At 64.7% G+C, this 23,575-nt stretch carries 23 protein-coding genes; 20 read left to right on the forward strand and 3 right to left on the reverse strand.

The window, feature by feature from the left end; genetic code table 11:
* The first annotated feature begins 124 nt into the window (after nt 1–124).
* Genes ITJ67_RS01020 through ITJ67_RS01055 form a run of 8 tightly spaced genes read left to right on the forward strand, consistent with a single transcriptional unit; the run spans nt 125 to nt 7,025 of the window.
* On the forward strand, nt 125–1,210 hold the full coding sequence (locus ITJ67_RS01020; protein ID WP_194676456.1) for a response regulator: 1,086 nt from the start codon (nt 125–127) through the stop codon (nt 1,208–1,210).
* Nucleotides 1,207–2,169 carry an ATP-grasp domain-containing protein gene (locus ITJ67_RS01025; protein WP_194676457.1) on the forward strand — a complete coding sequence of 321 codons (963 nt, stop codon included), beginning with the start codon at nt 1,207–1,209 and terminating at the stop codon, nt 2,167–2,169. The genes ITJ67_RS01020 and ITJ67_RS01025 overlap by 4 nt, the downstream gene beginning before the upstream one ends.
* Nucleotides 2,162–2,941, forward strand: coding sequence for a PHP domain-containing protein (locus ITJ67_RS01030; RefSeq protein ID WP_160071102.1), 780 nt, complete (start codon nt 2,162–2,164; stop codon nt 2,939–2,941). Before ITJ67_RS01025 ends, ITJ67_RS01030 begins: the two co-directional genes overlap by 8 nt.
* Nucleotides 2,938–4,437, forward strand: coding sequence for a glycosyltransferase (locus ITJ67_RS01035; protein ID WP_236558313.1), 1,500 nt, complete (start codon nt 2,938–2,940; stop codon nt 4,435–4,437). The genes ITJ67_RS01030 and ITJ67_RS01035 overlap by 4 nt, the downstream gene beginning before the upstream one ends.
* Nucleotides 4,434–4,574 carry a hypothetical protein gene (locus ITJ67_RS01040; RefSeq protein ID WP_194676459.1) on the forward strand — a complete coding sequence of 47 codons (141 nt, stop codon included), beginning with the start codon at nt 4,434–4,436 and terminating at the stop codon, nt 4,572–4,574. Before ITJ67_RS01035 ends, ITJ67_RS01040 begins: the two co-directional genes overlap by 4 nt.
* Complete coding sequence (locus ITJ67_RS01045) at nt 4,571–4,930, forward strand: response regulator (RefSeq protein ID WP_160071100.1); 360 nt, start codon at nt 4,571–4,573, stop codon at nt 4,928–4,930. Before ITJ67_RS01040 ends, ITJ67_RS01045 begins: the two co-directional genes overlap by 4 nt.
* Nucleotides 4,930–5,298 (forward strand): response regulator transcription factor, encoded by a 369-nt coding sequence (locus ITJ67_RS01050; RefSeq protein WP_194676460.1) that lies wholly within the window; start codon nt 4,930–4,932, stop codon nt 5,296–5,298. Before ITJ67_RS01045 ends, ITJ67_RS01050 begins: the two co-directional genes overlap by 1 nt.
* Nucleotides 5,295–7,025, forward strand: a complete 1,731-nt coding sequence (locus ITJ67_RS01055) for a sensor histidine kinase (protein ID WP_194676461.1) — start codon at nt 5,295–5,297, stop codon at nt 7,023–7,025. The genes ITJ67_RS01050 and ITJ67_RS01055 overlap by 4 nt, the downstream gene beginning before the upstream one ends.
* Nucleotides 7,026–7,077: 52 nt before the next feature.
* Here the strand turns inward: ITJ67_RS01055 and ITJ67_RS01060 are convergent, their stop codons facing one another.
* Nucleotides 7,078–8,154 carry a GTP-binding protein gene (locus ITJ67_RS01060; RefSeq protein ID WP_194676462.1) on the reverse strand — a complete coding sequence of 359 codons (1,077 nt, stop codon included), beginning with the start codon at nt 8,152–8,154 and terminating at the stop codon, nt 7,078–7,080.
* Between the two features lie 43 nt (nt 8,155–8,197).
* Between ITJ67_RS01060 and ykgO the strand changes: the two genes are divergently transcribed.
* A complete protein-coding gene (ykgO, locus tag ITJ67_RS01065) occupies nt 8,198–8,320 on the forward strand; it encodes a type B 50S ribosomal protein L36 (protein ID WP_104240281.1) in 123 nt (40 codons plus the stop codon).
* A 177-nt stretch (nt 8,321–8,497) separates the two neighbouring features.
* Nucleotides 8,498–9,487 (forward strand): UDP-glucose 4-epimerase GalE, encoded by a 990-nt coding sequence (galE, locus tag ITJ67_RS01070; protein ID WP_194676463.1) that lies wholly within the window; start codon nt 8,498–8,500, stop codon nt 9,485–9,487.
* Here galE and ITJ67_RS01075 read toward each other — a convergent pair.
* Both ITJ67_RS01075 and ITJ67_RS01080 read right to left on the reverse strand, forming a co-directional pair.
* Complete coding sequence (locus ITJ67_RS01075) at nt 9,477–10,652, reverse strand: acyltransferase (RefSeq protein WP_194676464.1); 1,176 nt, start codon at nt 10,650–10,652, stop codon at nt 9,477–9,479. The two genes, galE and ITJ67_RS01075, sit on opposite strands and share 11 nt — an antisense overlap.
* A gap of 29 nt (nt 10,653–10,681) precedes the next feature.
* On the reverse strand, nt 10,682–11,767 hold the full coding sequence (locus tag ITJ67_RS01080; RefSeq protein ID WP_194676465.1) for an acyltransferase family protein: 1,086 nt from the start codon (nt 11,765–11,767) through the stop codon (nt 10,682–10,684).
* A 355-nt stretch (nt 11,768–12,122) separates the two neighbouring features.
* Between ITJ67_RS01080 and ITJ67_RS01085 the strand changes: the two genes are divergently transcribed.
* The 10 genes from ITJ67_RS01085 (at nt 12,123) to ITJ67_RS01130 (ending at nt 23,452) form a co-directional block, all read left to right on the forward strand.
* On the forward strand, nt 12,123–12,728 hold the full coding sequence (locus ITJ67_RS01085) for an SGNH/GDSL hydrolase family protein (protein WP_194676466.1): 606 nt from the start codon (nt 12,123–12,125) through the stop codon (nt 12,726–12,728).
* Nucleotides 12,729–12,940: 212 nt separating this feature from the next.
* Complete coding sequence (locus ITJ67_RS01090; protein WP_194676467.1) at nt 12,941–14,404, forward strand: polysaccharide biosynthesis tyrosine autokinase; 1,464 nt, start codon at nt 12,941–12,943, stop codon at nt 14,402–14,404.
* Nucleotides 14,405–14,526: 122 nt separating this feature from the next.
* Nucleotides 14,527–15,828: a UDP-glucose dehydrogenase family protein gene (locus tag ITJ67_RS01095; RefSeq protein ID WP_194676468.1), complete on the forward strand. Its 1,302-nt coding sequence runs from the start codon at nt 14,527–14,529 to the stop codon at nt 15,826–15,828.
* Between the two features lie 78 nt (nt 15,829–15,906).
* Nucleotides 15,907–16,953 carry a hypothetical protein gene (locus ITJ67_RS01100; RefSeq protein ID WP_194676469.1) on the forward strand — a complete coding sequence of 349 codons (1,047 nt, stop codon included), beginning with the start codon at nt 15,907–15,909 and terminating at the stop codon, nt 16,951–16,953.
* A 1-nt stretch (nt 16,954) separates the two neighbouring features.
* Entirely contained in the window at nt 16,955–17,791 is an 837-nt protein-coding gene (locus ITJ67_RS01105; protein WP_194676470.1) for a polysaccharide pyruvyl transferase family protein, read from the forward strand.
* 8 nt (nt 17,792–17,799) lie between these two features.
* Nucleotides 17,800–18,528: a hypothetical protein gene (locus tag ITJ67_RS01110; protein WP_194676471.1), complete on the forward strand. Its 729-nt coding sequence runs from the start codon at nt 17,800–17,802 to the stop codon at nt 18,526–18,528.
* 4 nt (nt 18,529–18,532) lie between these two features.
* Nucleotides 18,533–19,930, forward strand: a complete 1,398-nt coding sequence (locus ITJ67_RS01115) for an O-antigen ligase family protein (protein WP_194676472.1) — start codon at nt 18,533–18,535, stop codon at nt 19,928–19,930.
* Nucleotides 19,927–21,372, forward strand: coding sequence for a lipopolysaccharide biosynthesis protein (locus tag ITJ67_RS01120; protein ID WP_194676473.1), 1,446 nt, complete (start codon nt 19,927–19,929; stop codon nt 21,370–21,372). The genes ITJ67_RS01115 and ITJ67_RS01120 overlap by 4 nt, the downstream gene beginning before the upstream one ends.
* A 221-nt stretch (nt 21,373–21,593) precedes the next feature.
* Nucleotides 21,594–22,409 (forward strand): glycosyltransferase, encoded by an 816-nt coding sequence (locus ITJ67_RS01125; RefSeq protein ID WP_194676474.1) that lies wholly within the window; start codon nt 21,594–21,596, stop codon nt 22,407–22,409.
* Nucleotides 22,406–23,452 carry a polysaccharide pyruvyl transferase family protein gene (locus tag ITJ67_RS01130; protein WP_194676475.1) on the forward strand — a complete coding sequence of 349 codons (1,047 nt, stop codon included), beginning with the start codon at nt 22,406–22,408 and terminating at the stop codon, nt 23,450–23,452. Before ITJ67_RS01125 ends, ITJ67_RS01130 begins: the two co-directional genes overlap by 4 nt.
* Nucleotides 23,453–23,575 lie beyond the last annotated feature (123 nt).

Here is a 23,575-nt window from a genome sequence, read left to right on the forward strand (position 1 = left end):
CCCGGTCAGGATGGCGGCAAGTTCATAGGCATTCTTTTTTCGTATTCTCCGGGTATTTCGCTCGCATTCGAGAATCGCCGGAAGCAGGTGCCGCTGATTGCTTTTCCGATTACTGTTGGCGACTATGCCAGAGGCTTCGTACCGCATTCTCATCATCGAAGACGATGGTGACGTCGCCGAGTTCCTGGAGACGGTGCTTCGGAGGCGCCTCGGATGCGAGGTTCGCGTGCTTCGGGACGCGGTTGCCGTGCTCATGAACGTGAACGACTTCGATCCCGATCTGGTGCTCACCGACGTCGAGCTGCCGGGCGCGAATGGGCTCGAGGTCCTCGGAAGTCTGCGCGAGATCAAGCCCGATCTGCCCGTTGTCGTCATGACGGCACACGCCTCGGTCGAATACGCGGTGCGCGCCCTGCGCGATCGCGCCGACGAGTTCCTGCAGAAGCCCATCCCTGGTGCGCTGCTGGTGAGCACGGTGCAGCGCCTTGTCGAGGCGGCGCGGGCCAAGCGGGCGCGCAGCCCGCGCCGTCGGGTCCTCGCGATCGGTGCGCATCCGGACGACGTGGAGATCGGCGTCGGCGGGACGTTGGCGGCGCACGCGGCTGCTGGTGATTCGATCGTGATCCTGACCTTGTCTCGCGGCGGGCGGGGCGGTGACGCTGCGGATCGGCAGCACGAGTCCCTTGCCTCTGCGGAGTCGCTCGGTGCTCGTCTCTTCCTCGAGGACCTCACGGATACCGCGATTCCGAACAATGACCCGACGGTCGGCATCATCGAGCGGGTGATCGCGGAGACCGATCCGACGATCGTCTACACGCATTCTCGAAATGATCGGCATCAAGACCACCGTGCCGTGCACGAGGCGACGCTCGTCGCGAGTCGAAGGGTGGCGAGTGTGGCCTGTTATCAGAGCCCGTCGTCGACGATCGACTTCCGTCCGACGCGGTTCGTGACGGTCGACGGATTCACGGATATGAAGCTCGGTCTGCTTGCGCAATTCGCGTCGCAGGCCGACATTCGCGACTACCTGGCGCCGGACTTCGTGCTCTCCGCTGCGCGGTACTGGTCGCGGTTCGGTACTGGCACGTACAGCGAGCCGCTCGAGGTGATCCGGGATGCGAGTAGCATCACTGCGGAGCGCGGCGACGGTGAGTTCGCGACGGTGCATAATCTGGGCACGACTGAGACTGAGAAGAAGAACCGCGCATGAGATTTCGAGTCCTGGTCACGGGTGCCGGCGGGCCGGCTGGGGTGGCGGTCATCCGCTCTCTCCTCGGTCGAGATGACCTCGAGGTGTTCGCCGCCGATATGGACGGCTGGGCGAGTGGCCTGTACCTCGTGGATGAGGCGCACCGGCGGCTCGTCCCTCCTGGCCTCTCCGAGGGCTTCTGCGATGCGCTGATCGACATGGTCGCCGCCGACGGCATCGATGTGCTCGTGTCGACCGTCGACGTGGAGCTCCCGCCGCTCGCGGCGCGACGCGCGGAGCTCGGCGCGGTGCTTGCCGCGCCCTCTGCGGAGGCGCTCGCGACGTGCCTCGACAAGTGGCTGCTGGTGCAGGCGTGCGAGCCGCACGCACTGGTGCCGGCCACGGCTCTGCTCGACGACGACGGCATCGCTCGCGACTGGGTGTTCCCGGTCATCGTGAAGCCCCGAAGCGGTGCGGGCTCTCGCGGCGTGCACCTCGTGCATTCGCGGGAGGAGCTCGAGGCGAAGACGCGCGATGCTGCCCTGCTCATCCAGGAGAACCTCCCGGGCGACGAGTTCTCCGTCGACGTCGTGATGGGGGCCGACGGTCAGGCGATCGCGGCGGTTCCTCGTCTGCGTGCTCGCGTCGATTCCGGCGTGGCGGTTGCGGGTCGCACGGTGCACCGCGCTGAGCTCGAGGAGACGGCTGCCGCGTGCGCCCGTGCGGCCGAGCTCGTGGGGGTGGCGAACGTGCAGCTGCGGTACAGCACCGACGGTCGCCCCGCGCTGCTCGAGATCAACCCGAGGTTCTCGGGCGCCATGCCGTTGACGATCGCGGCCGGCGTCGATATGCCGTCGCTCGCGGTGGATATCGCGCTCGAACGGCCGGTTCCGTCGCGCGTCGAGTTCCGTGAGGTCGCGAATGTCCGCTTCCTCGAGGATGTGTTCTTGCCCTTTGACGAAGTTCTCGCTCGTGACTGACACGCAGGCGGGTCCCGGTCTCGAAGCGCTGCTGCTCGGCGACTGGCATGTCCATTCCGATTTCTCGGATGACGCGGAGAGTCCCATCTCGGCGAACGTCCGTGCCGCTGAGCAGCGCGGCTTGGTGACGATGCGGGCGACCGATCACGTGCGCGGCGATACGGCCTGGGTGCCGGACTTCGTGGCTGCGGTCGTCGCGGCGAGGCGCACCACCGGGGTCGAGCTGGTGATCGGCGTCGAGGCGAAGATCATGGATGCGCGGGGCACGCTCGACGTGCCGAGCGACCTGCGGGTGGGGACTGGCGGGGTGGATGGCATCGTCATCGCCGATCATCAGTTCCCTGGTCCGGATGGCCCGTGGTCGCCGCGTGAGACGCGGGAGCGTCTGGCGGCTGGTCTTGCGGTCGAGGATGCGCTCGATCTGCTGATCGGGGCGACGATCGCCGCGATGCGGGCAGCTGGTGGCGGTGCGCAGCTGGCGCATCCGTTCTCGATCCTTCCCAAGGTGGGCATCGACGAGTCTCAGCTCTCTGCGGAGCAGCTCTCGGCATGGGCGTCTGCCGCGCGCGAGACGGGGACCTCCATCGAGGTGAACGAGAAGTGGGTGTGCCCGAGTGCGCGGGCGATCGAGGCGGCTCTCGCGGAGGGTGCGACGCTGGTCGCCTCGACGGATAGCCACCGTGCAGCCGACGTCGGCGTCTATGCCCGCGTTCGCGAGCTGCTGGCGGAGGTGCCCGCGTTCGGTTCGTCGGACGCCGGGGGGCTCGCGTGAGCGCCGACGCCTGGCTCGATATCGGCGGTGCGGTGCTGGCGACGATCTTCGTCGTGTTCGTCGCGATCGGCGCTGTTCCGGCCTTCACGATGGCCTACCAGTTCCTCATCGTGCCGCTGCACGCTCGCTTCAACCACTACGAGAAGGCTGCGCCGTACCTGCCGAACGTGGCCGTCGTCGTCCCGGCGTGGAACGAGGGGGCGGTGATCGGCGGGTCCATCGACCGGCTCATGGCTCTGGAGTACCCGCCGGAGCGGCTCAGGGTGTACGTCGTCGACGACGCGTCGACGGACGACACCCCTGACGTCGTCCTCGAGCGTGCCGCTCGCTACCCGGGCCGGGTCTTCCACCTTCGTCGCGAGAAGGGCGGGGAGGGCAAGGCGCACACCTTGAACCACGGGCTCCGCCGCGTGCTCAGCGAGGACTGGATGCAGGCGCTGCTCATCATGGACGCCGACGTCATCTACCTTCCGGATTCGATGCGGAAGATGACGAGGCATCTTGCGGACCCCGAGGTGGGGTCGGTCACGGCGTACATCAGCGAGGGGAGCCTCCGGAAGAACTACCTGACGCGGTTCATCGCGTTCGAGTACGTCCTGTCGCAGGTCGGCAGCCGTCGTGCGCAGAATGTGCTCGGGGCGCTGGCCTGCCTTGCTGGCGGTGCGCAGCTGCATTCGCGCGAGAACCTGCTTGCCATCGGCGGGCAGATCGACACGAGCTCGCTGGCGGAGGACACGGTCACGACGTTCGAGACGCAGCTTTCGGGGCGCAAGGTGGTGTTCGAGCCGCACGCTGTCGTGCTGGCTGAGGAGCCGCGTCACGTCGGGGATCTCTGGAAGCAGCGGCTTCGCTGGGCCAGGGGCAACGTGCAGCTGACGAAGCGGTACAGCCACCTCTGGTTCCGCCCGTCGAAGGAGCACAAGCTCGGCACGATCTCGTTCGGCCTCTTCTGGTTCAGCGTGTTCCTGCTGCCGGTGCTGATGCTGCTCTCGTCGGTGGGCCTCATCGGCTTGTACCTGATGGATTCGCCGCTTGCCATGCTCGTGTTCCGCGCGCTCTGGATCGTGGTGGGCTGTGCATACGTGTACATCATGCTGTTCGCCGCACAGCTCGATCCGAAGGTGGGCAGGGTGGCGTGGCGTGAGGTCTTGCTCTTCCCCGGGCTGATCTCGATGGTCGTGCTGCTGGCGGCGTTCTTCCCCGGCCTGTTCGAGCAGCGCATCCCGGCGATGTTCGGTCTGACGCTCACCGAGGGCGGATACGACGCGTGGAATCTGGCGATCTTCGCTTGGATCTCGCTGTGCATGGTCGCGGCGTGGGGCATGAAGCTGATCGACTCGACGAAGTTCGGCCGGGTGGTGAATCCCATCCTCGTCTACCTCATCGGCTACGGGCCGATTCTCTGCGCGGTGACGTTCGACTCCTACATCAAGGAGGCGCGCGGCGCCGCGATGACCTGGGACAAGACGGAGAAGAGCGGAGCCGTGCTGGCATGAGCGAGTTGGGTGAACGCCGTCTGACCGAGGAGATCAAGCGCGACGCCAGAGCGGAGAACCGCCTGTACCTGCAGGCGACGCTGGCGTTGGTGGGCGTCGCAGTGCTGGTTCTCGTGAGAGAGGTGTTCTTCCTGTGAGCGCTGACCAGTTGCGGGTGCTGATCGTCGACGACAACGCCGACCAGCGCGAGCTGCTGCGCACGCAGTTCCGCAAGGCGGGGTGCGTCGCGAAGTCGGCGGCGACGCTCGACGAGGCCCTTGCCAGCATCCGCGTCGAGGTACCGGATGTCGCGGTGATCGACCTGCTGTTGGGGGTCGGGAGTGGCTGGGAGGTGCGCGAGCGAATCTGCGAGCTGGTTCCCGAGGTGGCGATCGTCATCTCCTCGGTGCTCGACGAGTCCGACTACCCGAGCTCGGACGATGTGCTCCCGAAGCCGTTCACGGGCAAGCAGGTCAAGGGACTCGTCGCGCGTCTACGTGCAAGGCGCGCCTGATGGCGGCGAGGGTGGTGATCGCGGATGACGACGATGACATCCGCTTCCTGCTCGAGACCGCCGCGAGGCGGGCCGGCTTCGAGATCGTCGGCTCGTACGGCGATGGGGTGAACGCGCTGCGGGCAGCCGTGGAGTCGGCGCCCGAGCTGCTGCTCCTGGATGTCTCCATGCCCGGACTGTCGGGGCTCGAGGTGCTCGCGCGCGTGCGCGCCCAGGAGGGCGACGTTCGGGCGCACGCGATCATCGTCTCGGCCAATGCCAATGTCGTGGCGCAGGAGGCTGGTGAGGCGGCGGGCGCAGATGACTATCTGACGAAGCCCTTCTCGCTGGCGAGTCTCGTCGCGAAGCTCAGGGAGGTCCAGTCATGAGCGTCTCGGTGAAGAGTCCGTTCGGCCAGTTCACGGTCGACACGACGTCTCCTGCCATCCGTCAGCTCGCTTCGGTGCTCGGCCTGCTGATAGCCCTCGGTGCCATCCTCCTCGTTCCGGGCGCCATGATCACGGAGCCCGTTCCGGCGTGGACGGGTGTGGTGATCGTGGTCGCACTCGCGGGGGCCGCGTTCCTGGTTCCGTGGGACACGGCGCCGCCGTGCACGCGGCTGCTCCTCCCCATGGCTTCGATGCTGGCGCTTGGCCTGTTCCGCGCGGGAACCGGTGGGGCACTGTCGATGTTCACATCCCTCATCCTCCTGCCGCTCATCTTCATCGCGACGGAGCCCGGGCGTCGAGCGATCTGGTGCGCCATCGGCACGCTGCTGGTGACGCTCGCGATTCCGTACCTCATCGGGACGGCGCCCTGGAATGACCCGCAGATCCTGCGGATCGTCTTCACTCCGCTGGTGTTCGCGGTCATCGCGAGCGTCATCAACGAGATGTCACACCGTGCCAGGGTGCAGGTGGAGAGCGCCAGGCTCTATGCCGACGAGCGTGAGCGCCGCCTGCTGGAGGTGCAGGCGAGCGAGAAGGCCCGAGAGGTGGCCACTCGGGAGCTGCGCGCCTCGGAGGCGTTCAACCGGAGCGTCTGGAACGCGGCGGTGCACGAGATCGCCATCGTGACGGAGCTCGACGGCACGATCGTGGCGTGGGGTCCAGGGGCGCGCAACCTCCTCGGGCCCTCTTCGGCTGAGGTCGTCGGCAAACGCAAGGTGACGGACTTCCTCTCCGAGGTCTCCGCGTCCGCGATCCGCGGCGAGGGCGATGACGACGAGGACGGGAGCCGTCTCCTGCGGCGTCTGGTCGAGATCGCCGGATGCAACGAGCAGGCAGGCACGCTGGTCGAGCTGGTGCGCACGGAGGACGAACCCATGCCGGCGCTCATGACGTGTGCTCCTCGCAAGACGCCAGACGGCGAGACGGTCGGCCACATCTTCATCGCCTACGACATGACGCCGGTCAACGAGGCGTCTCGGCTCAAGGACGAGTTCGTGGGCACCATCTCGCACGAGCTGCGCACGCCGCTGAGCTCGATCCTCGGCTACCTCGAGCTCGCCCGCGATGAGGAGAGCGGCCCGCTGAACGACGAGCAGCGCCACTATCTGGACGTCGCGGAGCGCAATGCGAACCGCCTGCTGTCGCTGGTCGGCGACTTGCTCTTCGTCGCCCAGGTCGACGCCGGGAAGGTGCCGATGGAGTTCTCGCCGGTGCGTCTGGGGGAGGTCGTGCGGCTCTCCCTGGAGACGGCCCTGCCGACTGCTGCGCAGGCGTCGGTCGAGTTGGTCGGCGATGCCGGCGGCGAGGACGTCGTCCTCTCCGGGGATGCGATGCGGCTCGGGCAGGCGATCGACAACCTGATCTCGAACGCCGTCAAGTTCACCCCAGAGGGCGGCTCCGTCCGTGTGGGGGTACGGCAGGACGGGAACGAGGTCGTGGTCTACGTGTCGGACACCGGCATGGGCATTCCCGAGGAGGAGATGCACCGCCTCTTCACGAAGTTCTTCCGCGCGACGACGGCCACGAAGCAGGCGGTCCCTGGCGTGGGGCTCGGCCTGAACATCACGCTCGCGATCGTGAAGGCGCACGGTGGGCGTCTCGAGGCGTCGAGCACGGTGGGCAGTGGCACGACCTTCGAGCTCCACCTCCCACTCTCGGGACGCTGACGGGTTCTGCGCGTCGGTCCTGCGCAGACGGCCGCTTCGTCTGGTCGGGTGGTCATTCCCATCCGGGAAACGGGTCGGCGTAGTCCCGCCAGGCTCGGGGCCCCGCGATGAGCTCCTCGTCGGTGAGGGCGCAGTCGTGAAGCAGGCTGGCGATGGCGTCGGTGCGGAGCTGTCGACCGAAGACGGCGATCGAGGTGCCGAGGGGCGCGTCGGGGTCAGCGCTCGTGACGCCGGATGCTCCGAGCTGGATGTTGCCTCCCGTGCTCGACCAGTCGCCGACGTGATCTGTCCTGTTGGCGAGCCGGAAGTGTCCGCGTGATCGGGTGATGAGCCCGACCTGGTCGGGGGTGAGGTTCGCGAGTCCGGCGGCGAGGCGTTCCGGGTGGAAGGGGCGCGGCTCGGTGAAGACGGTGCAGTCGATGTGGCCGCGTGCTGGCGGGAAGTGCGTTCGGTCGTCGAGGCGCAGCATCCAACCGGCGGTCGAGGCGAGCTGATGGGCGAGTCCCGGTCGGATCGGTCTGAGGTGCCTGCCGAGGTCGCGGGCTGCGGCCGGGGTCGTGATGACCGCGGTGGGGTTCAGCTGCTGGATGAGCGTGCAGGTCTCGCTGACGAGGCCTGAGGGGTGAGCGTCGGCTCCGGTGAGCACGACGATGGTGGCGAACTCGAGCTGTGCGGCGAGCGTGGCGGAGGTGTCGGCGTCTTCTGGCAACGGCGTGCCCTCTTGGAAGAGGAGCCGGCGGATGTCGGCGACGCTCGCGACGGTGATGAACTCTCTGGCGCCGACGGTGACGTCGTCGGTATCCGGCGCGGAGGGGTTGCTGCGTGCCTCGGCGATGACGTGGTCCATCGCCAGACCGACGCCCTGCGTCTCGGCGTCGGAGGAGAGCTCGACGATGATGTTGCCCCTGCGCCCGTCCGCGGCCTGCCGGAGGAGGTCGTCGGCGATGTCGACGCCGAGCTCCAGGGCGTTCGTCTGCTCGTCGCCGAACTCCGTGACGGGCGTCGGTCCGCTCGGCTCCCCGCACATGAGTGCGGTGACGAGCTGCCGGCCCGAGGTCTCGAGCCCGCTGACGAGTGTCAGGCCGAGTGAGCTGGTGACGGTCTGGGCGCTTGGTCGATCGGAGGTCATGGGGCTAGTCTAATGAGAAACATTCTCAAGAAGGAAGGCTCTCGTGAAAGTTCGCAACTCGCTCAAGGCGCTGAAGAAGGTCCCTGGTGCGCAGATCGTGCGTCGTCGTGGCCGCGTCTTTGTCATCAACAAGAAGAACCCGCGCATGAAGGCCCGGCAGGGCTGAGTCGCTGCCGGTGATCGTTTCGCTTCGTTTGGGTGCTCGGTCAGGCAAGTTGGCCGCGGTCGGCCCGGGCGGCTCCGAGAACTGCCACAATGTCGGAGGGCGTGCTTCGGCGGGCTCGACGACATCGGCAACGGCGCGCAGGAGCGGGTCGTTGGCGCACCTCTGAGGGGATTCTCCATGACTGTGCTCATCACCGGCGGCGCCGGCTACATCGGCGCTCACGTGCTCGCGGCCCTCGAGGCTCGCGGCGACAAGGTGGTTGTCATCGACGACCTCACGACGGGGACGGCGGAGAAGGTCGGCGCGACGCCGCACTTCGACTTCGACATCTCGACGACGGGTGCGGCGGACGCGCTGGCCGACATCATGCAGGCGCTCGAGGTGACGAGCGTCGTCCACTTCGCCGCGAAGAAGCAGGTGGGCGAGTCGGTCGCGAAGCCCGCATGGTACTACCAGCAGAACATGGGCGGCCTCGCGAACGTGCTCGAGGCGATGCAGCGGGCGAACGTCAAGAGCCTCGTCTTCTCGTCGTCGGCGGCGGTCTACGGACTCGGCACGGGCTCGGACGAGCCGATCCGTGAGTCGGACGTGAAGAACCCCATCAACCCGTACGGGCAGACGAAGCTCGCCGGCGAATGGCTTGTGCAGGCCGCGGCGAAGGCCGCGGGCATCAGCGCCGTCTCGCTGCGCTACTTCAACGTCGCCGGTGCCGGAAGCGACGAGCTGGCCGACCGCTTCGCCCTGAACCTCGTGCCGATGATCTTCGAGAAGCTCGCGGAGGACAAGGCGCCGCTGGTGTTCGGCGACGACTACCCGACTCCGGATGGCACGTGCGTGCGCGACTACGTGCACGTCGTCGACCTGGCGGATGCGCACCTGGCGGTGCTCGATGCCATCGCTGCGGGCACGCCGGTCTCTGCCGAGTACAACGTGGGCCGCGGTGAGGGCTACTCGGTGTTCGAGGTGGTGGATGCGGTGCGCCGCGCGAGCGGCCTGTCGTTCGCGCCGGAGGTGGCTCCGCGCCGCCCCGGCGACCCCGCACTGCTGGTGGCCGATGCGTCCCGGATCAAGGACGAGCTCGGCTGGACCGCGCAGTACACGCTCGATGACATGGTGACGTCCGCCTGGTCGGGCTTCGAGCGCAACGGCGCCCCGCTCAAGGCGTAGTGGGTCGCCCGCTCGCGCGGAGCTTGGGGAACACGAACGCGGCGTCACCTGCCGGCCACTGCCGGAGCCAGCAGAACAGGTAGCTGAGGCCCATGGCGACGGCCGTGTTGATGATGAGCATCCAGGTGGGGTCGAGCATTCCCCAGTCGCCGACCCATGAGGTGATCATGATCTGCGCGGGGTAGTGGACCACGTAGAAGACCACCGAGTTCCTGCCGATGTACTGCAGCCAGCGAGCACTGTCGCCGTCGCGGCCGCGCGTCGCGCCGGTGAGGCGCCGCGTGATCATGATGATGGCTGCGACGCCGGCGAGCACGACGGGGATCCACACGAGCTCGTACCGGTCGATGAGGCGGGTCGCTGCGGTGAGGGATCCGTCACTTGGTGCGGTCGAGCTGGAGTCGGAGACCAGACGGAGTGCTCCGTCGAGGCCGAAGTAGGTGCCGTGGGTCTGGCCGATGAGCAGCGCCCCGAAGCCGGCGGCTGTCAGCGTGCAGGCGACGAGCACCGGCAGCTTCTCGATGCGCGCGAGCTGGCCTCGGTACTGCGCGATGAGATGGCCGGCGAAGAAGAAGCCGCCGTAGTAGGCCAGGTCTCCGAGGGGGACGAGTGGGCCGATTCCGCGGGTGGAGAGGATCGCGCTGAACGCCCAGAGCCCGAGCGGGACGACGACGAACCAGGGGCCTCGGATGCGCGTCAGCAGGGGAGCGGCGAGGTAGTAGATCGCCAGATAGAAGATGAACCACAGCCAGCTGAGGGCGATCCAGTTGCTGGGCTGCGTCCAGCCATCCTGCATGGTGACGAGCCAGTAGATCGTGCCCCAGACCAGGTAGGGCCAGAGCAGCGTGCGCAGCTTGCCCACGTAGTAGGTGGCGCCGATCTTCGCGAGGGAGCGGCCGAGCAGCATGCCCGACAGGAGCAGCAGCGTGCTCATGCGGTAGGGGGCGAAGAACGTGTTGAGGTCGTTGATGAAGCTCGTCGGCGCGACGTCGGTGAGGAAGATGGGGATCGCGCTGGCGTGGAAGGTGACGACGAGCAGGATCGCGGCACCGCGCACGAGGTCCATCCAGTGCTCGCGGCCAGAGGCGGGCGGGGTCGCCTGGCGCGATGGGCCTCGAGGCGACGGCCGCTCGGCGGGCGCGAGGGTGTGGGCTGGTGTGGTCATCGGGCTTTCAGACGGGGCGCGGTTGGGGGTCACCGTGCTCGTGCCGGGCGCAGCTGCTCTCGTCTCGGGAAGACGAAGAGCGCATCCACGACGCGGCTGCGGCGGCGGAGTGCGACAGCGCCGAACGATACGGCAAGTGCGGCCAGGATGCACGCGGTCATCATCACGGGCTGCGCGGTGACGCCCCAGGAGTCGAGCAGTTTCACGACCACGATCTGCAGCGGATAGTGGATGAGGTAGAAGACGATCGAGTTGCGGCCGACGTACTGCAGCGCGCGGGAGAGCGCGGACTGTCGAGCGTCGTCGAGTGCTCCGCGGACGCGTCTCGCGAGCAGCATGGTGCCCGCGATTCCGGCGAGCACGACGGGAACCCAGATGAGGTCGAAGCGCTCGATGGCGCCGTGGTCGTCGGTGGCTGGTGTCTCTGCGCCGCCGAGGGCCAGGCCGTGCTCCTGCAGCACGAGGATGGCCGCGAAGAGCGAGCTGCCGCCGAGGAGCGCGAGCATCGTGGGCGTCGTGTCGAAGCGGCGCAGCAGGTGCCGGTTCTCGGCGACGAGGTAGCCGGCGAAGAAGAAGCCGCCGTAGTAGGCGAGGTCGAAGAGGGTGCCGTCCGGGGCGGCGATGCTCAGCAGCCAGAGGGTCACCGGCACGGCGACGAACCACGGGGTCGGGATCCGGGTGAGCAACGGTGCGGCGAGGTAGGCGAGGAACAGGCAGAGGATGAACCAGAGCCAGCTGCGGGTGATCCAGCCGTCCGGGCGCATCCACTCGGTCGCGTTCTCGGTGGCGACCCAGAAGATGACGAGCCACAGCACGTAGGGCCAGGCGAGGGTGCGGAGCTTGCTGGCGTAGTAGCGGCCGCGCGGTTTGGCGAGGGCGAGGGGGAGGAGGAGCCCAGACAGCAGCATGAGCGAGGTCATGCGGAAGGGCGCGAAGTACAGGGTGAGGTCGTCGATGATGGTGCCGGGTGCGACGTCGGCGATGTGCAAGGGCACGTCGATGGCGTGGTTCGCGATGACGAGCAGGATGGCGGCGCCGCGGATGATGTCGATCCAGCGTTCGCGGCGTCGGGGGAGGGTCGCCGCGGGCCGTCTCGCCGCGTCATGTGTTGCCATGAGTTCCCCGTCTCGCCGTGTCTCGACGCTACACTTCCGGGTTTTTTGGGCAGGAACATGGCGAATCGAGACAAAGTTCGGACCATTTTCGGGGCTAAATCCCGCGGATTTCAGCGTGTCGAGGAGATTGCAAGTTCCCAGGGGAGTATCAGCTTGGCCGCTGGGCCGGTACGATCACATGGAAATGAAAACACGCAACCAGAGTGCGCGTCGTTGGCCCCAGCTGACACTGCTCGTGGTCGTGGCTCTCGCTGCGGTCGCGTTGGTGGCTTTGGCGTTCATGCCACGTGAGGCCCCCGCGGGGGCTGGCGCAGAACCTATTCTTACGATCTCCAGCTCAGAAGACACCGGTTCGGTGACGAGCTCCGCTGGTGGTCCATCCGCTTCGGCACCCTCGGCGACCCCTGCGGGCACCGGCCTGACCGTCGCGTTCATCGGCGATTCCTACACCGAGGGTGTCGGCGCGAGCGACCCGTCGCTGCGTTGGACGACCCTGCTGGCTGCGGCCAACGGTTGGGAAGAGCTGAACCTCGGTGTGAGCGGCGCGAGCTACGGCCAGGGCCTCGAGGAGTGGAACTCCTACGCGCTCCAGGTCGAAGAGGCGATCGCGGCCCAGCCCGACGTGGTCATCGTCTCCGGTGGCCTGAACATGTCGGAGCTCGACCAGGAGCTCGGCGTCGAGTCGGTCTTCACCGACCTCCGCGCCGGTCTACCGGATGCTCGCATCCTCGCGGTCTCGCCGTTCTGGGTCAGCACCGCCTACCCCGCGCAGCTGACGCTCACGAGCGAGCTCATCGAGGCTGACGTCACTTCCGTCGGCGGCCAGTACCTCGACGTCGGTCACCTCTTCGAGGACGAGTTCCAGTACTTCGAGCTCGACGGCCTGCACCCGGACGACGCGGGGCACCAGCTGATCGCGAACGCGGTCGACGCGGGCCTGCCCGTGGAAATCGGCGGCTGATCCGCGCTCTGCGCCAGAGTGTGGTCACTCTGCGACTGATTGATCACATTTCACGAATTTACAGCCCAATAACATCACACCAGTAGTATGAGGCCGGGCTCGCCCCAGCTTGCCTGAGATACCCCCTGCGCTCCGCACCGCGAGCCACCCGTTTCGTGCCAGCCGCGAAAGCGGCAGCGGCACGAGCGCAAGAGACACACGGACGGACCTTTATGGAACTGCGCGACTACCTGCGAATCCTGCACAAAAACTGGATCATCATCTTGATCTGCACGCTTGCGGGGGTCGCGGCGGGCGCTGGAGCTTCGCTGCTCGTCTCCCCGCGCTACTCTTCGACCGCTGAACTCTATGTTTCGGTGCGTTCCTCCGACGGGGCGGTCGCTCAGGAGCTCAACCAGGGAACTACCTTCGCGCGTCAAGCCGTTCAGTCGTACACGAGCGTCGTCGACAAGGAGATTGTCACCTCCCGTGTAATCGAAGAGCTCGGTCTCGACCTTTCACCATCGCAGCTCGCGTCCAAGATCACCGCCGTCAATCAGACTGGAACCGTGGTTATCGAGATCTCTGTCGAAGACGGAGACCCTGCGATGGCTGCAACACTCGCCAACTCCGTTGCGAGCAACTTCATTGAGGTCATCGTTGACGAGCTGGAGAAGCCAGATGGTGCGTCGCCCAGCCTGGTGAAGATCGAGCCGGTCCAGTCCGCGACTCCGGCAGCGACGCCTATCAGCCCACGGGTTCCACTTAACATCGCTATCGGGGCCGTCATCGGATTGCTTGTCGGTATCGCAGTGGCTGTGTTGCGCCAGGTCGTGGACACGAAGGTCCGGAGCACGCACGACATCGCGCAGATCACGGACCGTCCGATCATCGGCACGATCACGTTCGACCCGGATGCAGGCAAGCGCCCGCTCATCGTGCACGAGGAGCCGAAGAGCCCCAAGGCCGAGTCCTACCGTGCCCTGCGCACGAACCTGCGCTTCATGGACATCGAGAACACTCGCCACAGCTTCGTCGTGACGAGTTCGCTCCCCTCCGAGGGCAAGAGCACGACGTCCGCGAACATCGCGATCGCGCTTGCCGAGCAGGGCGCCAAGGTTGTCCTGGTCGACGGTGACCTCCGCAAGCCGAAGGTCGCAACGACCATGGGTGTCGACGGCTCGGTCGGTCTGACCGACCTCCTGAGCGGACGAGCCGAGCCGAAGGACGTCCTGCAGCGCTGGGGCCGCGGTCGCCTCTACGTGCTTCCTGCTGGTCGCATCCCCCCGAACCCAAGCGAGCTGCTCGGTTCGCACACGATGCAGCAGGTCCACGACCAGCTGCTCGCAGAGCACGACTACGTCATCATCGACGCGCCGCCGCTGCTCCTCGTCACCGATGGTGCGGTGCTGAGCGAGCTCGCCCACGGCACGCTCCTCGTCGTCGCGAGCGGTCAGACCCCACGTTCGGCGCTCGCCGGCGCGGTCGCCCAGCTTGAGGGCATTGGCTCCGAGGTCTCGGGAATCGTCGTCACGAAGGTTCCGACCAAGGGCCCTGACTCCTACGCCTACGGTTCGTACGGCGCCTACGGTGCTTACTACGGGACGGATGAGGCCGGCAACCCGACTACTGAGTACCGCAAGATCGGCACGGGGCAGATGCCGATCATCACCGCCAAGTCCCGTCGTAACAACTAATCCTCGAATGCGTTGTCTGGTGACGGACTCTTCCGTGCACCCGTCAGCGTGAACGTTCCTCAAGAAGCCATCCCCCAGCCCGGTCCTTAGTCAGTCGGGTGCGATTCATGGAGAAGAAGCAGATGAGAGTTTCAGTCATCGGATGCGGGTACCTGGGAGCAGTCCACGCCTCGGCGATGGCCGAGCTGGGGCACGAGGTCATCGGTATCGACGTCGACGAGCGGAAGATCGAGGCCCTGGCCGCCGGTCAGCCACCGTTCTTCGAGCCCGGCCTTCCCGAAATCCTGACCTCGGCCACGGCGAGTGGAAACCTCGAGTTCAGCACTGATATCGCGGCGGCGGCCTCAGCCACGGTGCACTTCATAGCGGTGGGCACCCCGCAGGCCAAGGACAGCGCTTCAGCTGACCTCACCTATGTGGATGCGGCGCTCCACGGGCTCCTCCCGCACCTCAAGGCCGGGGACCTCATCGTCGGCAAGTCCACGGTCCCCGTGGGGACTGCGGAGCGTCTCGCCGCCATCGTCGCCGAGCACGGAAGCGGCGCCACGCTCGCCTGGAACCCGGAGTTCCTCCGTGAGGGCTTCGCGGTCAAGGACACGCTCGAGCCCGACCGCCTCGTCTACGGCGTCGCTGACCAGACCGCGGCCGACGTCCTCGATGAGGTCTACGCGCAGGCCCTGTCCACCGGTACCCCGCGCATCATCACCGACTACGCCACGGCAGAGCTCGTCAAGGTCGCGGCGAACGCGTTCCTTGCCACGAAGATCAGCTTCATCAACGCCATGGCCGAGATCTCCGAGGTCGTCGGTGCCGATGTCAAGGAGCTCGCGGATGCGATCGGACACGATGTGCGCATCGGTCGCAAGTTCTTGAACGCGGGTGTCGGGTTCGGCGGCGGCTGCCTCCCGAAGGACATCCGTGCGTTCACGGCCCGCGCCGAGGAGCTCGGACGTGGCGAGTCGGTCGCCTTCTTGAAGCAGGTGGATGCGATCAACCTGCGGCGTCGCCAGCGCGTCATCGATCTGGCTGTGGACGCGCTCGACGGATCCGTGAACGGTAAGAAGATCGCCGTGCTCGGCGTGACCTTCAAGCCGGAGTCCGACGACGTGCGTGATTCGCCTGCCCTTGACGTCGCCGTGCAGCTCAAGGGGCTCGGCGCGAACGTCGTTGCGACGGATCCGCAGGGCATCGAGAACGCCCGTCGGCGCCACCCGCAGCTCGAGTATGTCGAATCGACTGACGATGCGCTTCGCGACGCCCAGGTCACGGTGCTCGTCACCGAGTGGGCGGAGTACCGCAACCTCGATCCCGCACGCAGCGGAGATCTTGTTGCCAGCCGGTCGATAATTGATGGCCGGAACGTTCTGAACCCGGCTGAGTGGCGCGCAGCTGGGTGGGCATTCGTCGGTATGGGGCGCCGCTAGGACTAAGGGCTAGGACTGGGACCGCTCGGAGCGATAGTCCCAATGCTCAGCAAGGCCGGTTTGAACGAAAGGAGTAGCATGATCAAAGAAACACCACCCATACGCGTGATGATGCTACCGAATTCTTCTCGTCAAGGCGGAAATCCGTTCGTGGGTCTTCTCGTCGACAACCTGAACCCGCACATCTCAACGGTGCCATTCACCTGGAAGACAGCCTTCACGGGTAAGTACGACGTCTTTCACGCTCACTGGCCTGAGTACCTACTGCAAGCGAACTCACGAGTTTCACGATTTCTTAGACTTTTTGCTTTTTCGTTTATACGGCCAGTTCTGACTCTTCGGGGAAAACCCATCGTGGTCACTGTGCACAACCTTCAGGCTCATTCCGGGGTGGGTCGAGCGCAAGAACGGCTTACGACGAAATTCAGGGAAGCAGCGGATCTCCGGGTTTTCCTCAACGAGTTTGACTTGAGCAACGCAGCCTACCGGGAGGGTGACGTCGTCATACCGCACGGTGACTACGGCCGTGTCATCGCCCCCTTCCGCTCAGAAGTATCAGCGATTGCGGCCACGCCGGGACGTGTGCTCCTTTTTGGGGGCTTGCGAGCTAATAAGGGCATCTCGATGCTCATCGATTCGTTCAGTGAGATCGACGATAGCAACCTCTCGTTGCAGATCTGTGGGAGGGCGCAGGACCCTGGGTTCCTGCAACGTCTGGCGACCCTGGTTTCCGCAGATCAACGCGTCACGCTCGAAGCTCGTGAGCTTCAGGACCGTGAACTTGCGATTCGAATCCGGGAAGCTCAGTTGATTGCTCTGCCCTACCCGGATCTGTACAATTCTGGTGCGCTCTTCATGGCCCTCACTCTCGGACGACCTGTCTTGGTGCCTGATTCACCAACGGCTCGTGAGTTGCAACAAGAATTCGGCGGAGATCGCGTTCACCTATTCCAGGGAAAGCTGACGGGTTCTGTAGTCGCGTCCGCCCTGTCGGGAACCATCGTCTCTGACGATTCAATCCCTGAGCATCTCGGAGAGAGGCGCGAATGGACGAGAATCGGTCGTGCCTACACAGAAATTTATAGCAAAGTGCTCAAGCTGCGCTCAGAAACTCAGGTGAGTTGATATGCCACACGTCTACTCATGGAACCCACGCAAGCCACTCCTCCCCGGTAGGCTTTCCAAATACTCGCGCTTTGGCCGTCGAGTCAATAACTTTGGTGACCTTCTCGGCGGGAAGATCGTGCAAGCAGTGCTATGGCAACGGGGGCTTGGGCGGCCCGCACCTGCATTCAGCAGCCAGCAGCTGCTCTCGGTTGGCTCGGTCCTTCATGAAGCCAACGATGGTGACGTCATCTGGGGAAGTGGCCGCAACGGCAAGAAGACTCCGGAGCAGCACGCGTTCGAACGACTCGACATTCGAGCCGTTCGTGGTCCTCTGACCCGACGTTTTCTTGAGGAGCGGGGCCAGGCTGTACCCGAGGTGTTCGGAGACCCAGCGCTGTTGCTACCGAACCTCTACCCCGAAACCGTGCAGTGGGCGCAAAACAAGAAGCGCAAGTATGCCGTGGTCCCGAACTTCAATGAATGGGATACGTACAAACATGTGCAGAACGTAGTGGACCCGCTTGGTCCCCTCGCGTCTGTCATCGAGTTCATCGCAAGCAGTGAGTATGTCGTCGGCTCATCGTTGCACGGGGTTATCGTGGCGGAATCACTCGGTATTCCGGCTGTAGCGATTGCCTCTCGGGTTGAACCGGACTTCAAGTACCGCGACTACCATTCCGGTACAGGACGCCCCGCGGATTCCCTCGTGCTGGCCGAGAACCTTGACGCAGGTCTCCAGCTCGCTGCAAAGCTCGAACCACCCACGATGGACTGGGCTGCAGAAAAATTGCTGAACGCTTTCCCCGGCGAGCTTTGGAAAGAAGACCGCCACGAAACCGCATCCCCGAGACTCTGAGGTCAATCATGTCGACACTAATCTTCACTATCGCCCAGAATGGCTACGGTGTGGCCTACCAGGACTGCATCGACTCCCAGCGGCGATACGCGGCGCGCCTCGGCGCAAACTACGCCGCCGTCACGGAGCCCAAGCAGGTCGCAGAGATCGCGCTCAGTGCCTGGCTTAAGGTGCCACTGATTCTCGGAGCCCTGCGAGCGGGGTACGACTACGTGGCGTTCATTGACGCGGATGCTCGAGTTGCTGAGAACGCGCCCGATTTCCGGACCGAGACACTCCAGACGGAGTCTGTAGGCATGGCCCTCGGGCGGAGTGGCCGTGTGAACTCCGGCGTCATTTTCACCAAGCGCGATCAGGCTTCCCTCGCTTACTTCGAACGCATCATGGCGAGCCTCGAAGAAGAGATTCCTTCAGAGGATCGTCAGAACCTCAAATACGAGAACGGCAACCTCATCTATGTCACGAAACTCCTTGGCGGTGTGGAAACCTTGGATCTCAAGTGGAACAACACCAGCGATGTGAACCTCAAGGACAACATTCGCCACTACACCGGTCCTCTCCGGGACACCTATCGGCGGAGCCTGTCGGCCAACCTCAAGTACCGCCTCGCGCGGATCGGCCTCCGCAAGGCCACGCCTCAGCCGGCGCAGCGAAGTGCATCATTCGTGACCAAGCTCGCCGCCGAGGTCAAGGCTGCTGGGGAGCGTTACCCCGAGCTCGTGGCACCGCAGAACTGACAGCATGAACTCGAAATGGGTGCTGGTTCCGATCGCGGTGGTCATCACTGTCGGACTGACCTTTGGCGTACTCGGCCTCGGTGATGCCGCTTACCTCGGAATTGGGGCCCTACTTGCGCTCACCGCGCTCTTGCTCGTCCCGAAGCACCTCCTACCTTCCTTGGCGCTCATTCTGTGGGTTCTCGTCCCTCGGCGCCTCTTCGAGGACGTTGGTCCGTTGGCATTGGTCTTTCCGGTATGCGTAGTGATGCTGGTCTGGGGACTCCGTGAAGCGCTCACGAAAAAGAAGATGAGTCGCCCCCGCTTGCCAGCCAAGACAGCGCTCGCGACGGTCTTCGTTCTTGCGCTGGTCTGGTTCCTCGTTTCCACGGTCATCGGTCAGAAGTGGGGTGACAGTCTCTCCTGGGTCATCGCGTTCGCGACCCTCGCGTTGCTTCCTGCGCTTTTCGCCGACGCCCGTGCGACCAGCGCTGTGCGTACGACCATGCTCGTGCTCGTTGCGATTACGGGTATTTACGCCTTGGTGGAGTACCTTCTGAGCGCTAATCCGATCTACGATCCGATCTACGCCCTCCTCGGCCAGCCCGAGGTGCAGAACTGGTCGGTGTATCGGGCACACTCGACGTTCGGTCATCCGCTCTACGCGAGCTTCTTCCTCGCCGCAGGCTTCGCGCTCGCCTTGGGAACGGCACTTGAACGACCGCGCTTCTGGCCCTTTGCTGTTGCCGCAATCGCAGGTATCGGCGTGGTCACGACAGTGTCTCGAGGTGGACTTGCCGCCGTCGCGGCATCGGCAGTCGTCGTCATCCTCCTCGTCGTTTTCCGATCCGATCGCGTTTCGGGGATTGTCAAGTTCCTCACAGTCGCTGCAACTGCTGTGGGCATGCTTGTGGCGCTGCAGTCGGATGCCTTCAGCGAGAGGTCCAGCTCGAGCGAGGCAGGATCATCGGCGGACGCTCGGACCTGGATCTTCGAGCTGGCGTACCAATCGGCGAACAACACTTATTGGCTTGGCTCCGGACCCGCCACGTCGGCGGACACGGTTCGAGCCCTCAACAGCTACCAAATTCTTGTCGAGAACGGGTACCTGCAGCTCCTTATTAGCGCAGGTTTGCCTGCGCTGGTGCTATTCCTCACGATTCTCGGTATCAGCTGCGTGCAGGCGATCCGCATGCAGAGGTACGCGGGGCTTAGCGTGCTGGTTGCCTTCTCAACCGCGATCTTCGGTTTCAACGGTCTCGAGTCGAACTCGTCCATCTTCCTCATCCTGGGTGTAGGCCTCATGCTCATCTGGGTGCCAGACCACGAGCAGTCAGAGCCCAGAGGCGTTGCCGAGCCTGTTGCCAAGAAAAATGCCAGCCAGCCTCGCCGCGCTCTTACGCGAACCGGAGAAGTGCGATGAACATCGCTGCGAAGGCCGTAACCGGGATGGGATGGGCCGCGGTAGAGAAGTGGTCGAGTCGGCTCGTGTCGCTGCTTGTGCTGCTTGTCCTCGGTCGGCTGCTGACCCCGGCTGATTTCGGCCTCGTTGCGCTCGGGACAGTCTTCATGACGTTCCTCAACGTATTCGTCGATCAGGGGTTCGGACGAGCTCTCGTTCAGCGCAAGGTCCTCGGCGAGAAGCATGCTTCGACGGCATTCTGGTTCGGGCTAACCAGTTCCGTCGCTCTGGCGGGGCTCCTGATTTTGCTCGCTCCGGCGCTGGCCTCGATCTTTGACGAACCTGGCTTGGCCCCGATCATCCAGGTCATGTCGCTCGGGCTTGTGCTCTATGCATTGAGCTCAGTCCCTCAGGCGCTCCTCGAGCGCGATTTCAAGTTCAGGGCGCTCGCAGGACGTCGCGTTCTCGGCACGCTACTTGGTGGTATCAGCGCCATCGTGGCCGCGTCTTTCGGTTTGGGAGCTTGGGCCCTCGTGGTTCAGACGCTCGTCACGGCAGGCGTCGGAGTCATTGTGCTCTGGAGCACGGCCGACTGGCGCCCTAGCTTCACCTTCAGCTGGAAGGCGTTCCGTGAGCTGTGGCCGGTCGGGTTCAGTGTGGTGGGGATCGAGCTCGTCGGCTTCGCGAACTCACAGGCGGACAAACTCCTTGTCGGAGCCTTCCTGGATGCCACTGCGCTCGGCTACTACTTCTTCGCGATGCGCATCATCTCGATCATGGTCGAGCTCTTCTCCGCGGTGCTTTCTTCAATCAGTCTCACCACATTCTCGCGCCTCCAACACGATCGCGAGCAGATGCGGGCGTGGCTGTACCGGTTGACCTCCATCAGTTGCTGCCTCGCGATGCCGGCCTTCGCGGTTCTGGCTGCTGTCGCACCGGAAGCTGTTCCGCTGGTTTTCGGAGAACAGTGGCGAGAGAGCGGGCCTCTGGTCCAGATATTGTGCGTACTCGGCGCGATCAACGCGGTGGCCGTTTTCGATCGGAGTGCGTTACTCGCGGTCGGACGCAACCGAACCGCATTCCTCCTCACGCTGGGTCAAGCGATAGTCGGTATCGGCCTCGTGGCCGTGGCGTTGCCGTTCGGAGTGGTCGCAGTCGCGATCGCGGTTTCGGCGCGTCAATTGATCTGGTGGCCCGTTCGCCTGGCGGCATTGGTTTCGGGTGTCGGGATCGATTGGAAGAAGTACCTCGGACTATGGCTCAAACCATTCGTGCTGTGTTGCTTGGCAGCCGCAGCAGGCTGGGCTCTCTTCGCCGTGGTCTGGGACCTCTCGGGCATGCCGATCGTCTTCACCGTCGTGACGACCCTCGTCGTGCTTGGACTCTCGGCTGCGCTGTTCGCGTTGGTGCTTCGCCCGACGCTGAGTGACGCCCTAGCTCTCATCAAGCAACGGAAGGCCTGATCTTGACTCGCTCAACGGCACCTGCTGCATCCAACTCACAAGCTCGCAGAGTAAATCTGCTCAATACGCTGCCAAAAGCGCTGCGGCACTATGAGAACGAGATTCTGGCTACGCTTGGCCCTGAGGCCGAGCGCCTGGTCGCAGTCCCGACGCCTTCCGCCGAGATGGGTTCATCGGGGAAAGCTCAGAAGCTCCTCCGCGCCGCGAAGCATGCACGGTTCATGGGGAACCAGCGCGCACCATTCATTTCCGTCTGGCCGACACTCGGCCACCTCGAGTTCGCCGTTGCGAGCCGCAAGGCGCCAGGAGCGGTGGTGATCCACGACCCTGATCCGATCCGTCAGTCGATGGGCTACGGCCTACGATCTATGCGCCTCGGCGTGGGCGCGAGCCGCAGAACGGGTCACTTCGCCGTGGCGCACTCGAGAGCTGCCGAGGCGCGTCTTCGCGAGATCGGGTACGAGAAGGTGCTCTTCGTTCCGCATCCGATGCTCAGGCCGGTTCCTCGAGTGGGACAGCCCGAGGGCCGCCGGGTTGTGCGCGTCCTTGGCCAGTACAAGCCCACACGCGATCTGGATCTCCTCGGGAGGCTCGGTGCGCGGCTCGCAGAGCACGGAGTCCTCGGGGAGATCGTCGGACGAGGATGGCCGCAGATTCCTAACTGGACGGTCAGATCCGAGTTTGTCTCCGAGGAAGAACTTGACCGACTCGTGGCGAGCGCCGGCGCAGTTCTTGTGCCGTATACGAAGTACTGGCAGTCGGGTCTGGCCATCCGGGCCGCGGAGCATTCTGTGCCCGTGGTCGGCGCGGCTGGGGGATTCCTCGACGAACTCCTGGGCACTGACAATCCTGGGTTGGTCGCGGACATCAATGACCTCGATGAATGGACACTGGCTATCGTTGCCGTCCTCGGAGACAGTGATGCCAAGACGTCTGATTCAGCACTCAGATATTTCCGTGAAGCGCGCGACGGGTGGACGGACCTCATCTCCTGGCTTGGCGTGCAGCGCCCTCACCCCCGAAACGAAAGCGAATGACGTTGAAGCGACAGACTTTGAACTACCTGGGCTTCGCCGGCCACGGGAACCTCGGTGACGATGCGATTCTCGAGGTCTATCGAGAGCAGTGGCCTGATTGGGAACTCTGGCCGGTCCCGGTGCGGAAGAAAGATGTCGCGAAGTCGGTCCTCAAGGGCGAATTCTTGCCCAGGCGAGGGGCGCCGCTCTTGTTGGGTGGGGGAACCGTTCTGGGGCGGACGATCTGGCGTCATCACATCGCTCGGACGAACAAGCTCCTGAATCCCAAGTTTGCCATGTTGCTTGGCGCTGGAGTAGAGGACCCGGAGTTCGTCGGTGACAAGAGCTACACCTCACTGGAGGAGTTGAAGCTGTGGGAGGGTATCGTCGCTGACTTTGGCAATGTCACCGTGCGCGGCCCCAGATCTCAGGAGATTCTGGCTTCTGTTGGCATCCCGGTTTCAATCGTGGGTGACCCCGCTCTCCTGCTGGGCGAGCAGAATCTGGACGAGAACCTCAACGAGAGCGGCCCAATCCTCGTGAACCTCACGCATGGGGAAGATCAGTGGGGTGGCACGGACCTGAACTGGGTTCCATCGGTCGTGGAGAGCCTCCGGGACCTGCAGAGACAAGGACGGCAAATCGACTTCGTGTCCATGGAGCCCGAGGACTACGCTTGGAATGACCAGGCTGCGCGCGCCCTGGGCGGTACGCACACGCACCACAAGCCTTCCACGACCGCGGATCTCGTCTCAATCCTGAAAGATGCGCGACTGGTGATCGGCACGAGACTGCACACCTGCGTCCTCGCTGTCGCCGTGGGCGTCCCCACCGTCGCACTCGAATATCGTCCGAAGTGCAGGGACTTCATGGCCTCAGTGCGGGCCGACGAATGGTGCGTTCGCGTTGATCGCATCGAGTCTCCAGCGCTCACCGACCTCGTGGAACGTCTCCTGAGCGGATCTGCGGCGCAACTGGCGATCCAGAACCAGAGCGTCCGCGAGCTGCGAGGCTTGTTGAAGGACGAGATGCAACAGTTGACCAACCGTATTTTGTCCTCGTAGAGCCGGTCATAGCCCTCCACGGCACGGAGCCCACACCACCACCCGGTGTGGCCAGCAGCCAGATCCGCCTTCGTTTCATCCCCACCCCCCGTCTTGAATACGAGCATGAGTCGTTCACCGCTA

Origin of the sequence: Pseudoclavibacter sp. VKM Ac-2867 (assembly GCF_015351275.1) — a bacterium.
Taxonomy (GTDB): domain Bacteria; phylum Actinomycetota; class Actinomycetes; order Actinomycetales; family Microbacteriaceae; genus Pseudoclavibacter.